Source organism: Acidisarcina sp., assembly GCA_035539175.1.
Classification (GTDB): Bacteria; Acidobacteriota; Terriglobia; order Terriglobales; family Acidobacteriaceae; genus JANXZS01.
Genome location: DATLIY010000013.1, coordinates 97,006 through 109,952 on the forward strand (window position 1 = coordinate 97,006; position 12,947 = coordinate 109,952).

Sequence of the window (12,947 nt, forward strand, 5' to 3'; positions counted from 1 at the left end):
GTTTTTCGCTGCCTGGCACTTCCTGTTCAGTTTCGTATCTGTTTGCCGTGTCCCGCAGTTTCCCTCGATAGCTCTTTCCCACATATTGATTGAAGAGGACGGCACTCGATTCCACCCCTGCGGCCTGAACACGCGCGCAGGCAAGCAGTGTGGGTCGCCCTATTGCTGCGGCGGCGGTTGTTCCTGCTGCTGATCCTGACGCATCCTTTGTAGCTGTTCAAGCAACTGCTGTGGGGTTTTTACCTCGCTGCCGGGAGTCGCATTCGGATTCTGTACCGGAGGTGGCACGGGTTGCGCTTCTGCGGGCAGCGTTTCCGTATCCTGCCCTCCCTGGTCGGGTTCAGCTTCTTCCTCTTCTGGGGGTTGCGTTGCAGCAGCGGCGGTTGTGGGCGCGGATGTACCGTTCTTCTGGCTGAGAATCAGTTGACGTGGAGCTCCATCCGCCATCTCCCCCACCATCAGGACGTTGTATCCAGCTCCTTCCAGCAGGGCAGAGAGAACGTCACGCGGCGCACCGGGACCATAATTTCCGAAGACTCGCTCATCGTGGGTCAGGCCTTCCACCTTCATTCCTGTGGCCGCGCCGATGTCGTGCAACACCTGCGAAAGGCTGGAGTTATCCGACTGAATTGCTATATGGCCCGGACTGACGTGCACCTGGGCGTGATTGGCGGGCAGTTGCAGCAGAGACACTGGCGCGGTGGGCGCTGGTGGGGCTGGTTCCGGCTGTGGGCGCACCGCATTGGGCGGCGCTCCCCGGCGATGGGACCTGGGGGTAGCAGAGGCTGCCGGAGACCGCTGAGCCATGCTCTGTGCGGCGCCCGGTGTGGCTCCCGGTGTGGCCGCGGGAGCCTGGGCCGACGTGGAGGATGGGGCGACCAAAGGGGCTGCGGGCGAGACCGGAGGGACTCGTTTTGGCCGGGGACTCCGCACGATCGGCGCATTCATCTCCGGGGGCATATTGTCCTGCGCGATGGCGTTGCCGGGGGCGAGAGCGAAGATACCAAGCAACGGGGTACAAAGCAGCGCGGCAGCGGCGGTTACGCAGACCTGCCGCAGTGCAGGCAATCGCCTATGCCGCTGGGCGCAGTCTTCATCGGCGCATCCTTCGAAGGCGAATCCCGCCAATATGTGAGCCTTTCGAGAGTCGATAAGGGAGCGCATCCAAGACCACCATATTCCGCTCCGGCGCCAGCCGGCTGCAGCAGAAGCATCTATGTACTAGACTACAGTGGTTTCCATCCGCTTGCGTTTTTTTGCGGGAGTAGGGAAGACCTGCAGGATTTTCATACAGATAGGACGAATCGAATTGATGCGATGGCCGCGAGCTAACGGGTTGACGTTGAGCATTCAGGGTGTGCTGGCCGTGGTGACGATGTTGTACGGAGGGACGGCTTTTGCCGTCACCTGCATCACGCAAGCACAGATGACCGTGAGCCAGCGATCGGAATTGCAGCAGGCGGCGCTTCATCTTGGCCAGCTCGTCCAGAAGGGCGATACGGCCACGATTAAGACTGGAACTCTCCCCAAGGTGGCCAGCCAATTTGAGGGGATCGCCAGCGGGATACAGTCGTCATCGCCGCTGATCCAGGGGGCGGCCCTGACCGTCGATCAGATCTATTCGCTGGATGCCTCCGATCTGAAGCAGCCGCAGGATACCCAGTTCTTTTGTGGCGTGGGGGGAACTCCGCTGGCCGTCGCGCTGAATTTCCAGCAGCTTCCGCCGGGGCAGTATGCCTTTGTCATTCTGCATGCCACAGGCGTAGTTCAGCCGCAGCAGATGGCGTTCATTCTGGCGAATGACGGCGGCTGGAAGCTGGCGGGCTTCTACGTTCGCCCCATGTTGTTTGCCGGCCACGACGGCGTCTGGTATTGGAGCCAGGCTCGCGACTATGCGAAGAAGAATCAGAACTGGGTCGCTTACTTCTACTACCAGACTGCGCAGTTTCTCTTGATCCCGGTCGATTTCCTCGGCAGCCCGAACCTTGAAAAGCTGCAACGCGAGCAGGCAGCGGCGCTGCCTTCCGGCCTTCCCGGAGCGCAGCCCATGGTGCTGACGCTGAACGGCCAGAGCTGGAACATCAATAGCCTGCGCACGGATGCTTCCCTGGGGGGACTCGATCTGGTCATTCACTACCAGGCGCAGGCTGGAGGAGATCCGGTAGTCTCGCGGCAAAGGGCCATCGAAGTGATGAAGGCGATGCTTGCCGCGCATCCCGAGTTGCGCCCGGCGTTTCACGGACTATGGGTGTATGCAGATACTCCGGATCATGCAGAGTATGCCGTCGAGCTGCCGATGGCGCAGATTCCGTGAGGTTGTTTTGCAAGATCCTACCGTGAGGGCTGGAGCCCGCCAGCAAGCTGCGGCGTGAGAAGATGACGCTGGTGGAAGAGTGGCAATTGTTCAGAACAAAATTTGAGGTAGATCCATCCCATGCTTAAAGCACTTTCCCAGGTGATCGCCGAACGGCGTGCGACTCCGAGCTTTGACGGAAGGCCAATTCCTGACCAGGACTTAAGAAAGATCCTCGATGCGGGATTGCATGCTCCCAGTGGCTATAACATGCAGCCTTGGCGCTTCATCGTGGTGCGTACGCCAGAGCAGAAGAAACGGCTCCGCGGTGCAAGCTATAACCAGGCCAAGGTGGAAGAGGCCTCGGTGATGATTGTTGCGTGCGGCGATGCGGACGGCTGGCGTAAAGGGGATGTGGAGGAGATGCTGCGGCTGGGGCGTGCGGGCGGCATGCCGGAGCATTATGCCGAGCAGGCAAAGAACACCATTCCAAACTATCTCTCCAACCATTCCAACATCGCGATGTGGCTGAACCGTCAAGTGATGATCGCCTTTACCCATATGCTTTTGATGGCTGAGGCGCTGGGCTACGACACGGCTCCAATGGAAGGCTTTGAGGAGGAAAAGGTCCGCGAAGTGCTCAAGCTGCCGCTTAGCTACCACGTGGTTGCATTGCTGGGGATTGGGCATCTGAAGGGTCCGGACAAGTTTGATGGTGGCCGCTTCAGCATGCCACGAACCGTTTTTGAAGAGGAATTTGGACACCCGATCAAGATCTAGGAATGAGCTTCTGCCCCCTCCCCTGTTTCTCCCAATGAGGGAACAAACCAGAGTAGATCTCCCTTGAGAGGCTAGCTTGCGTCCTGAGATTCAACTGAGGCCGGCGGGTCTCATCTTCGATATGGACGGAGTTCTCATCGATTCCGAGCCGCTGCACAAACGCGCCAAGGAGCAGGTGTTCGCGGAGTTCGGCATCGTCCTGCCGGAGCAGGTGTACGAGGATTACAAAGGCCGCCCGGATGAGACGATGATGCGCGAAATCGCCGCGAAGCTGGCGAATCCGGCAATCAACGCCGATGAGCTGCTCCGGAGAAAGCATCGGGCATTCGAGGCAATGGAGCACACCATTCTGCCGATTCCGGGCGCCGTCGAATTTGTCCTCTGGGCAAAATTGCGCTACCGGATTGCCGTTGCGACGTCGGCTACTCCGAGAAATCGCGAGGTCGCGCTGCATGCTCTGGGCCTCACTTCGGCCTTCGAAGCTGTGGTGGATGCCGGCGACTACCAACACCCCAAGCCTGATCCGGAAGTCTTTCAAGTTACAGCGCGCGAGCTCGCGCTTCGTCCGGAGCAATGCTGGGTGATCGAGGATACGCTGAATGGCGTGAAGGGCGCGAAAGCCGCAGGTTGCGTGGCTGTGGGGCTGACCACAACCTTTGCCGGAGAAGCTCTCGTAGCTGCTGGCGCGGACCTGATTGTTCACTCGTTTGCGGAGCTGAAGTCTCGTCTGAAAGAGACAGACGCGAAGGGAAGGTGAGGTTCTCAGTTGCGGAGAGAATATCCTGAAGCGCCGATTGTTGGCGTTGGCGCTGTCATCATTGACGGGGGCCGGGTCTTGCTGGTGCAGCGCGGGCACGAGCCCCTCAAGGGCGAATGGTCCTTGCCCGGCGGCGCGCTCGAGTTGGGCGAGACCCTGAAGCAGGGAGTGGTGCGAGAGGTTCTGGAAGAGACTGGCCTGGTAGTTGATGCGGTTTCCGTGGTGGAGGTTCTGGACCGGATCGTGACCGAGAATTTGCCGGACGTGAATTTACAGGACGAGACCGGTGCAGCCAGCCCGGCTCGAATCCGCTTCCACTACGTGCTGATTGATTATCTCTGCCGGGTGGCAGGGGGGAGCCTGAAGGCTGCAAGCGACGCCGCCGATGCCCGCTGGGTCGAGCCCGGGGAATTGAACGAACATGGCATCTATCGCCTGGCTCCCATTACCGTAGCCGTTATCGAGAAAGCCTTTCGTCTGGCGGACAACCCACAGAATACTTCGTGCAATCCATATTAATAATATTGTGTTAATTGTCGCAAGGTTCTAGAGGGCCTGCCTCTCATGCGCGAAAACCCTGGGTCGACCACGAAGGCCGGTACGCGACATGAGGCCCAATCAGAAGGCATTCGGCACAGGCGCTCCCGGGCATGGTGCTATGCCAACAGAACACTGGCCACGGTACTGCTGATTCTGCTTGCCATCGGTACGGCGTTCTGGATTCATCCGGTCTGGATGATCGACCAGGCTCTCTCCTTCCGTTTGTGGAGCGCAGGAGTCCGCAGCGAGTATGTGTCCGTGGACGGCCATCGCGTGCACTATCTCATCGCAGGACAGGGAGAACCTGTTGTCCTGATCCACGGCCTCGGCAGCCGCGCAGAAGATTGGGCGAACATCATTCCGGTGTTGGCTAGTGGGGGCTACCGCGTATACGCGATCGATCTGCTGGGCTATGGCAGGACAGATAAGCCAGTTGACGCCACCTATTCGATCTCCGAGGAGGCTGCCTTGGTGCGGGCGTTCCTGGATGCGAAGGGACTCTCGCGGGTGAATCTCGGAGGCTGGTCGATGGGCGGATGGGTGGCTCTGCGCGTGGCCAGCGATGCTCCTCGTCGCGTGGAGCGGCTGATGCTGTTCGACAGCGCAGGTGTTCGCTTCGATCTGCGGTTTTCTCCGGATATTTTCGTGCCGGACACGCCTGAAAAGCTGGCCGACCTGAATGCGTGGCTGATGCCGCGACCGCCGGTCCTTCCAGACTTCTTTGCCCGGGACCTGCTGCGGGTCTTTCACGAGCACAGATGGGTCATCCAGCGAAGCATCGATTCCATGGCGACCGGAAACGACTTGATGGACGGCAGGCTCAGCGAGTTGAAGATGCCAGTCCTGATTGTGTGGGGCGCCGAGGATCGGTTGATTCCGGTGACGAGCGGAATCGTCATGCATCGGGAGATTCCCCAGTCCGTGCTGGCGGTGGTGGATGGCTGCGGCCATCTGGCGCCGGGGCAATGCGCGGGCCGCATCGGTCCGAGGGTGCTGGACTTTCTGCACTCGCAAGCGCCGATCGCCTCTCGGACGCAGTTCATCCCGGCAGCACCGGGTGCTCCATGAGAAGGGAAACCCTCTATTCGTCGGCCTTCCATGCATAGGCATCCTTTTGCGGCAGCCCGATATGGGCCAGGACGCGGCAGACGAATTGGTGAGCCATCTCGGTGGAATCCATGGGTTTGTTGTAGAAGGAAGCCATGACCGGAAAGAGGATTGCGCCAGCGTCAGCAGCCAACTGCATATTTCGCAGGTGAATCTTGTTAAAGGGCGTTTCGCGTACGCAAAGGAGCAAGGGGCGGCACTCCTTTAGGCTAACGTCGGCGGCGCGATGGATGAGGTTCGAGGAGATGCCGTTGGCAATCGATGCCAGCGTTCCCATGCTGCAGGGAAGGATGATCATTCCGTCAGAGGGATAGCTGCCACTGGCGATTCCGGCGCCAATATCGCTCTCGGCAAAGGAATGAATCTTGACCGAGGGCTTGCCCAGCAGCTTTTCCAGCAAATGGCTCCGGCCGCTGAAGCCCAGTTCCTCGGCCAGCACTCGCAGGGAGTTCTCCGACGGAACAAAGTTCACGCGAGCCACACGTTCATCCGCCTCCAGCGCGAGCAGAAGTTCACGCCCGAAGACGGCTCCACTCGCGCCGGTGAGCGCTACGGTCAGGTTCCACTCGCGGCTGGTTTTTTCCTTCATCGTGTTGGCACAAATATACGTGTTCGCAGCTTACAGAGAAAGCAGGCTACCCCAGCACCCGCTTGAAGATGGCATCGACATTTCCCAACTGGCGAGTCAGGTCAAACGTCTTCGTCAGCTTCTCGGAGCTCAGCAGGGAGGCGATCTCCGGGTCCGCAGCGACCTCGTCCTTGAAGATGAGATCGTCTCGCCAGGAGCGCATGGCATGGCTCTGCACCAGGCGATACGCGTTCTCGCGCGACATGCCGGCCTCGGCAAGATCGAGGAGAAGCTGTCCGGAGAAGATGAGGCCGCCGGTGCTCTCCAGGTTTCGTAGCATGCGTGCAGGATAGACCAGCAGGCTCGCAATCAGGCTGGTGGTCTTTGCCAGCAGGTAGTCGGTGAGGATCGTCGAGTCCGGAAAGATGATTCGCTCCACGGAAGAGTGCGAAATATCGCGCTCGTGCCATAGGGGAATATCTTCGAATGCCGCCTGGGTATTCGCTCTTACCACGCGGGCCAGGCCGCTGATCTGTTCGCTGGTAATCGGATTCTTCTTGTGTGGCATGGCGGAGGAGCCCTTTTGTTTCTCGGAGAAGTACTCCTGCGCCTCCCGCACCTCGGTCCGCTGCAGATGGCGGATCTCCACTGCAATCTTGTCGAGCGTCGCGGTAATCAAGGCAAGGGTGGAGATGTAATGGGCATGGCGGTCTCGCTGGATTACCTGCGTAGCGATGGGTGCGGGCTTCAGGCCGAGCTTCTCGCAGATGCGCTCTTCATGCTCCGGCTTGAGGTGGCCAAAGGTGCCTACCGCGCCGCTGGTCTTGCCAACCCGCATGTCTTCCGCCGCAGCGTCAAAGCGAACCAGGTTGCGCTGGAGCTCTGCATACCAGTTCAACAGCTTGAGCCCAAAGGTGGTGGGTTCGGCGTGGATGCCGTGCGTGCGGCCAATGGTGGGAGTGTATTTGAACTCAAGCGCGCGGTTTTTCAACACTTCGGCGAGGTCTACGAGGTCCCGGCGCAGGATGACGGAGGCGGCCTTTACCTGCAGCGCCTGGGCGGTATCCACCACGTCATTGGAGGTGAGCCCGTAGTGCAGCCAGCGCGACTCCGGTCCAATTTTCTCGGCAACCGCAGTCGTGAAGGCGATGACGTCATGCTTCACCTCGGCTTCAATCTCATGGATGCGCGCCACACTGAAGTCGCCCTTAGTGCGAATCGCTCTGGCGGCCTCCATCGGGACGATTCCTGCTTCGGCCAGGGTTTCACTCGCCGCGATCTCCACCGCGAGCCACATGCGGTATTTGTTTTCTTCTGTCCAGATGTGGCCCATCTCGGGGCGCGTATAGCGAGCGATCAAAAGAATGCCTCCTGGTTCACAACATGATTCGAGTTCACACCATTTTATCGTTTACGCATCCAACTCCGCAGGCGATGTGGTGTAGACTCGCGCAGAAGAAGGGACGGGCATGGACGACCAACAAGACCTCGTGACAATTGGAGAATATCGTGACACAGCAGAGGCCGAAATGGCCAAGGGGCGTCTCCGGTCTGCGGGAATCGACTGTTTCCTGGTAGGCGAAAACGCCGGGGTGCTCTATGGCAACGCCATCGGCAGCATCCAGCTACAGGTGAATCCCGACGACGAAGCCGATGCCCGCGCCGTGCTGGAGGGGGTGGCCGAGCCGGGGACAGCGGAACGCGCGGAAGAAGAAAACGCTGCGGAGTCCACTTCCGGGAAGCCTGCCGACCAGGTCTGATTCCTGCCGTTTACTGCCTTTGGGAGACGCCGAGCAAAGCGCTCATCTCTTCATAAAGGAAGCCGCGTCCCGGCCTGTAGGGCTGCACCCATTTGCCGTCGATCACGAACTGGGGAATCGCCCTCTTGCCAACGTTCCGGATGACCTCTTCCGCTGCCGAGGGCGTAGCTTCGATGTCGATCTCGGTGTAGGGGATTTCATGCTCGTCCAGAAAGCGCTTAGCCTCACGGCAATCCCTGCACCATTCTGTTGTATACACTAACAATTTCATACAGAAATAATAGCCGGAAGCATGCCGGGTTGTGATCCCCAAAGTTGCGACACCCCCAAATTAGCTGCGCCGCTCCCGAAAAAAGCTGCGCAGCAGTTCGCCGCAGTCTTCTGCGAGGATCCCCCGCGTGACCTCCATCTGATGGTTGAGCCGGGGATGGTTGAGGACGGAGAGCACGGAGCCCGCAGCCCCGGCCTTGGGATCATCCGCGCCAAAGACAAGGCGGTCAATGCGGGCGTGTATCATGGCCCCGGCGCACATGGCGCATGGCTCCAGCGTGACATAGAGAACGCAGCCCGTCAGGCGGTAGTTACTGCGTGCCTTGGCGGCTTCGCGCATGGCGACGACCTCAGCATGCGCCGTTGGGTCGGAGTCGCGCAGCACGCGATTCTGCCCGATACCGACGATCGCTCCGTCGCAGACCACGACCGCCCCGACAGGCACCTCGCCCGCTTCCGCTCCCGCCCGGGCCTCGCGCAGCGCGATCTCCAGGTAATCTTTGTCCGTCATTCGACTGCGGGCTGTTGCTGCGTCATGCAGTGCAGCGCGCCCAATCCCCAGATGAAATCACCACAATAGATGCCCACCACTTCACGGTCAGGAAAGAGTTCCGCGATGGTGTTGAGAGCGATTCGGTCGTTTTTGTCGTTAAAGGTGGGCACCAGAACCAGCCCGTTCGCAATGTAGAAGTTGCCGTAGCTGGCGGGGAGGCGCTGCCCCTCGAAGACGACAGGCGCGGGCATCGGCAATTCAACAATACGCAGGGGCCTGCCATCCAGATCGCGTGCCTCCTGGAGACGCTCCAGATTCTCCTGCAACGGAAGGTGGTTTTCATCCAGGGGATTTGGCTCCGTCACGGTGACGATCGTATCTCTTGAGACAAAGCGTGTGGCGTCATCCACGTGACCATGCGTGTCGTCTCCCGCAATTCCGCGGTTCAGCCACAGGACCTTTTCCACCCCCAGGTACTCACGGAAAACCTGCTCCAGCTGCACCCGTCCCAACCCCGGATTGCGTTGCTGCACCTCGCTCAACAGGCACTCCTCGGTGGTGAGCATCAGGCCGGCTCCGTTCACGTCGATGGAGCCGCCCTCCAGCACCACGCGATGTTGCGCGACCATTGGCTTCCACTGCGGAAGATGTTCGCTCTCCGCGACGTGCGCCGGAATCTGGTCATCGTGCCGCCAGTTGTCATACTTCGCCCAGGCATTGAACTTCCAATTCGTAACCGCCAGTGATTCTTTTTGCGTGACAAAGATCGGGCCGGAGTCGCGCATCCATACACGGTCTGTCTGCCAATGGTGAAAGCGTATGCGGTTGAGCTCCGCGCCCACGCGCCCAAGAATGCCGCGTGCCCGCTTCTCCGCTGCCGCATCGTTTACCAGGATGTGCACCATCTCAACCCGCGAGAGATGAAAGACAATGTCCGCGTAGACCCAGGGGATGGGGTGGAACCTTCCCGGCCAGTCTTCGGAATTATGTGGCCACGCAATCCACGTGGCGGAATGTTTTTCCCACTCCGCCGGCATGCGATAGCCGAGTTCACGCGGCGTCTTTGCGGTGTCGATCTTCGTGTTCACTTTTCGAGTCCCGGGGTGTCGAGAAAGCGATTCACAATAGGACTATAGGCGTCGATGCGGCGGTCGCGTAGAAACGGCCAGTTACGGCGTGTATCCTCAAGCAGCGCCAGGTCGACCTCGCCGATCAAAATCTCTTCCTTGTCATGCGAGGCCTTGGCTATGACGCGGCCAAACGGGTCGGCAATAAATGAGCCGCCCCAGAACTCCAGGCCCGCGCCCTGGACGCGATTTCCGCGCACATCTCCGTGCTCCATGCCCACGCGATTGACGGCAGCGACGTAGACTCCGTTTGCAATAGCATGGGAGCGCTGAATCGTCTGCCATGCGTCGTACTGCGCTTCTCCGAACTCCGCCTTTTCCGCCGGATGCCAGCCGATTGCCGTGGGGTAGAAGAGCACATTCGCCCCCTGCAGCGCCGTGATGCGCGCACCTTCGGGATACCACTGGTCCCAGCAGACGAGTGTGCCTACTTTGCCGACCGCGGTTTCAAAGGAGCGAAAGCCAAGGTCGCCTGGCGTGAAGTAGAACTTCTCGTAATAGAGGGGATCGTCCGGGATATGCATCTTGCGATAGAGCCCGGCGATCGATCCATCCGTGTGCAGGACTACTGCCGTGTTGTGATACAGGCCAGCCGCGCGTCGCTCAAAGAGGGAAGCGATGACTACTACTCTCTCCTCGCGAGCCACCGCGCCGAGGCGTTCCGTGCTGGGGCCGGGGATGGGTTCGGCTACGTCAAAGAGGGCGATGTCTTCCCGCTGGCAAAAATATTGAGCGCGGAAGAGCTCCGGCAGGCAAACAATGTTGGCGCCAGCGCGGGCAGCTTCGCGAACACGGTCTGCGGCCTTGTCGAGATTCGCATCGGGGTCCGGGCCGCAGCTCATTTGCACCAGTCCAACGCGATATTTCATCTTCTTCATCATTGCGTTTCCATCTCCGGCGGTTAGCTTGCAAACAAAAGGCGCAGGCCGCTACAGGCCCGCGCCCGCATCGTGAACTCACTCTTATTCGAAGATCAGAACGGCGGCCGCCAGCACCGTCGTCCACAAACCATGCTTATCGCCAACTGCACTTTGCGTAACGTTGGCGGTACGCACGATCTTATTTGAGATGCGATAGATCTCCTTCTTTTCATCCCAGCTCTTGTCGGGATCGAACTCAACATCGAGCGTGGTCGCAAGCATCTCGGCGGCGAGCTCTTCGGCATATTCGCCGGCCTGTTCCTCCGTCTCGCCAAAGCTGTGGTGCTCGCTCAGATAGCCGTAAGTATTACGATCCGACGGAATCGCTACCCCAATGCTCGAGGCCACCAGGCGATGCGGCTCACGAGTGGAATTCTCCGCCACAACCGCGAAGACAACTTCGCCGGGATTGAGATACGTGAGCCCATCCTTGCGAGGAATCAGCCTGGCCTGCGGTGGAAAGATCGACGATACGCGGACCAGGTTCTGGGCAGCAATGCCCGCATCGCGGAGAGCCATTTCGAACGAGGTCAGGCGCTCTTTGTGTCTGCCGACTCCCTTGGTAAAGAACAGTCGCTTCGGGACCATGCTTTTGCCCAATTCGAAACCTCCAGTGGGGCGCATTCGATACGGAACTCGCCTGCCCCGCAAAAAGTAACACATCGCTGGCCTGCGGAAAACAATCTTCCGCCATCTACACTCTGTTTCTACGATAAATCCTCGGGGCATGGGTGGGATGGCAGACGAGAGAATTTTTCACCCTCGCAGCGAATTGTCAGGCTGCGGACCGTGCGAGTGACGCGTTTATCCTCGCGCACTTCGCTGCTTCGATTGCCACCTCTTCTGTGCTGGTGTTAGCCTGCAGTTGTCTTTAGGTGCGCGTTGCGCCCATCTTTCCTCGGAGAATTACAAATCCATGAAGAAGAGCTATAACGGATTGTCTTTGCCGGAAGGCGGAGAGGCAATCCAGTATTCCGACGGCAAATATCTTGTGCCGGATCATCCCATCATTCCATTTATTGAGGGCGACGGAACGGGTCGCGATATCTGGCGTGCGTCGCAACGAGTGTTCGATGCCGCCGTCGCAAAGGCCTACGGTGGCAAGCGATCCGTCAAGTGGTTTGAAATTTTCGCTGGGGAGAAGGCCTTCCGCGCCTTCAAAAACTGGCTCCCGGACGACTCTGTGGAGGCTGCGCGCGATCTGCGTGTCTCCATCAAGGGCCCGCTGACGACTCCGGTGGGTGGTGGCATTCGCTCGTTGAACGTGGCGTTGCGGCAGACTCTCGATCTTTACTCCTGCGTGCGGCCGGTGAAGTACTACAACGGTGTGCCGTCTCCGGTGAAACATCCTGACAAACTGAACGTGGTGATCTTCCGCGAAAACACCGAAGACGTCTACGCCGGTATCGAGTTTCGCGAGGGCACGCCCGAAGCTGCGCGGTTGATCGAGTTCTTGAATAACGATCTGCTGAAGGGGACCAAGAAACGTGTTCGCGAGGATTCGGGCGTCGGCATCAAGCCGATGTCGATCTTCGGCACCAAGCGACTGGTCCGCGCCGCAATCCGTTATGCGCTGCAAAATGGGCTCAAATCCGTCACGCTGGTGCATAAGGGCAACATCCAGAAGTTTACCGAGGGTGCCTTCCGTGAGTGGGGCTATGAAGTTGCGGTCGAGGAATTCCGCGATGCCGTGGTGACCGAGCGCGAGAGCTGGATTCTTGGCAACGTGGAATCGAATCCCAGTATCACGGTGGAGCAGAACGCCGCCCTCATCGAGCCGGGCCTGGAGTTTGGCAACGACGATTACCGCAAGACGCTTTATGCCGAGGTCAAACACGTTCTGGATTCGATTGGCGCGACCCATGGCGGTGGCAAATGGAAGACGAAGCTCTTGATCAATGATCGCATCGCCGACTCCATCTTCCAGCAGGTGATTATCCGGCCCGAGGAATACAGCGTGCTGGCGACTCCAAATCTCAATGGCGATTACATATCCGATGCATGTGCCGCACAGGTTGGCGGACTCGGCATTGCTCCCGGCGCGAACATCGGAGATGGTTATGCGGTGTTTGAAGCAACTCACGGTACCGCACCAAAGTATGCCGACAAGGACGTTATCAACCCTGGCTCGGTGATCCTCTCGGGAGTGATGCTCTTTGAGTTTCTGGGGTGGAATGAGGCCGCGAAACTGATCGAGAGCTCGCTTGAGAAAACCATTCAACAGAAGTACGTCACCTATGATTTTGAACGGCAAATGCAGGGTGCCACTAAAGCGAAGACCAGCGAGTTTGCCAGCCGCATGATTGAAAACATGTAGGACCTCGTGGTGAGT

General features: G+C 59.2%; 15 protein-coding genes. 7 read left to right on the forward strand and 8 right to left on the reverse strand.

The window, feature by feature from the left end; all coding sequences use genetic code 11:
* Positions 1 to 159: 159 nt before the first annotated feature.
* Complete coding sequence (locus VM554_15935) at positions 160 to 1,164, reverse strand: hypothetical protein (GenBank protein ID HVJ09869.1); 1,005 nt, start codon at positions 1,162 to 1,164, stop codon at positions 160 to 162.
* Positions 1,165 to 1,312: 148 nt separating this feature from the next.
* Between VM554_15935 and VM554_15940 the strand changes: the two genes are divergently transcribed.
* The 5 genes from VM554_15940 (at position 1,313) to VM554_15960 (ending at position 5,438) form a co-directional block, all read left to right on the forward strand.
* Positions 1,313 to 2,314 carry a hypothetical protein gene (locus VM554_15940; protein HVJ09870.1) on the forward strand — a complete coding sequence of 334 codons (1,002 nt, stop codon included), beginning with the start codon at positions 1,313 to 1,315 and terminating at the stop codon, positions 2,312 to 2,314.
* Between the two features lie 120 nt (positions 2,315 to 2,434).
* Positions 2,435 to 3,073: a nitroreductase family protein gene (locus tag VM554_15945; protein HVJ09871.1), complete on the forward strand. Its 639-nt coding sequence runs from the start codon at positions 2,435 to 2,437 to the stop codon at positions 3,071 to 3,073.
* 76 nt (positions 3,074 to 3,149) lie between these two features.
* Positions 3,150 to 3,830, forward strand: a complete 681-nt coding sequence (locus VM554_15950) for an HAD family phosphatase (protein ID HVJ09872.1) — start codon at positions 3,150 to 3,152, stop codon at positions 3,828 to 3,830.
* A 9-nt stretch (positions 3,831 to 3,839) separates the two neighbouring features.
* The gene (locus VM554_15955) at positions 3,840 to 4,349 is read left to right on the forward strand and encodes an NUDIX hydrolase (protein HVJ09873.1); all 510 of its coding nucleotides are present in this window, start codon (positions 3,840 to 3,842) and stop codon (positions 4,347 to 4,349) included.
* A 45-nt stretch (positions 4,350 to 4,394) separates the two neighbouring features.
* Complete coding sequence (locus VM554_15960) at positions 4,395 to 5,438, forward strand: alpha/beta fold hydrolase (protein ID HVJ09874.1); 1,044 nt, start codon at positions 4,395 to 4,397, stop codon at positions 5,436 to 5,438.
* A gap of 13 nt (positions 5,439 to 5,451) precedes the next feature.
* Here VM554_15960 and VM554_15965 read toward each other — a convergent pair whose 3' ends face one another.
* Together VM554_15965 and purB are read right to left on the reverse strand one after the other, a co-directional pair.
* Positions 5,452 to 6,066, reverse strand: a complete 615-nt coding sequence (locus VM554_15965; GenBank protein HVJ09875.1) for a UbiX family flavin prenyltransferase — start codon at positions 6,064 to 6,066, stop codon at positions 5,452 to 5,454.
* A gap of 46 nt (positions 6,067 to 6,112) precedes the next feature.
* Positions 6,113 to 7,405, reverse strand: coding sequence for an adenylosuccinate lyase (gene purB, locus VM554_15970; protein HVJ09876.1), 1,293 nt, complete (start codon positions 7,403 to 7,405; stop codon positions 6,113 to 6,115).
* 109 nt (positions 7,406 to 7,514) lie between these two features.
* Here purB and VM554_15975 point away from each other — a divergent pair, with 109 nt between their 5' ends.
* Positions 7,515 to 7,805 (forward strand): DUF2007 domain-containing protein, encoded by a 291-nt coding sequence (locus tag VM554_15975; protein ID HVJ09877.1) that lies wholly within the window; start codon positions 7,515 to 7,517, stop codon positions 7,803 to 7,805.
* 10 nt (positions 7,806 to 7,815) lie between these two features.
* Here VM554_15975 and VM554_15980 read toward each other — a convergent pair whose 3' ends face one another.
* The 5 genes from VM554_15980 to VM554_16000 form a co-directional block, all read right to left on the reverse strand.
* Positions 7,816 to 8,064, reverse strand: a complete 249-nt coding sequence (locus VM554_15980; protein HVJ09878.1) for a glutaredoxin family protein — start codon at positions 8,062 to 8,064, stop codon at positions 7,816 to 7,818.
* A 72-nt stretch (positions 8,065 to 8,136) separates the two neighbouring features.
* Complete coding sequence (gene tadA, locus VM554_15985) at positions 8,137 to 8,586, reverse strand: tRNA adenosine(34) deaminase TadA (protein ID HVJ09879.1); 450 nt, start codon at positions 8,584 to 8,586, stop codon at positions 8,137 to 8,139.
* Complete coding sequence (locus tag VM554_15990; protein HVJ09880.1) at positions 8,583 to 9,656, reverse strand: agmatine deiminase family protein; 1,074 nt, start codon at positions 9,654 to 9,656, stop codon at positions 8,583 to 8,585. Before VM554_15990 ends, tadA begins: the two co-directional genes overlap by 4 nt.
* Complete coding sequence (locus VM554_15995) at positions 9,653 to 10,576, reverse strand: carbon-nitrogen hydrolase (GenBank protein ID HVJ09881.1); 924 nt, start codon at positions 10,574 to 10,576, stop codon at positions 9,653 to 9,655. Before VM554_15995 ends, VM554_15990 begins: the two co-directional genes overlap by 4 nt.
* An 81-nt stretch (positions 10,577 to 10,657) precedes the next feature.
* Positions 10,658 to 11,215 (reverse strand): arginine decarboxylase, pyruvoyl-dependent, encoded by a 558-nt coding sequence (locus VM554_16000; protein HVJ09882.1) that lies wholly within the window; start codon positions 11,213 to 11,215, stop codon positions 10,658 to 10,660.
* 316 nt (positions 11,216 to 11,531) lie between these two features.
* Here VM554_16000 and VM554_16005 point away from each other — a divergent pair, with 316 nt between their 5' ends.
* Positions 11,532 to 12,932, forward strand: coding sequence for an NADP-dependent isocitrate dehydrogenase (locus VM554_16005; protein ID HVJ09883.1), 1,401 nt, complete (start codon positions 11,532 to 11,534; stop codon positions 12,930 to 12,932).
* Positions 12,933 to 12,947 lie beyond the last annotated feature (15 nt).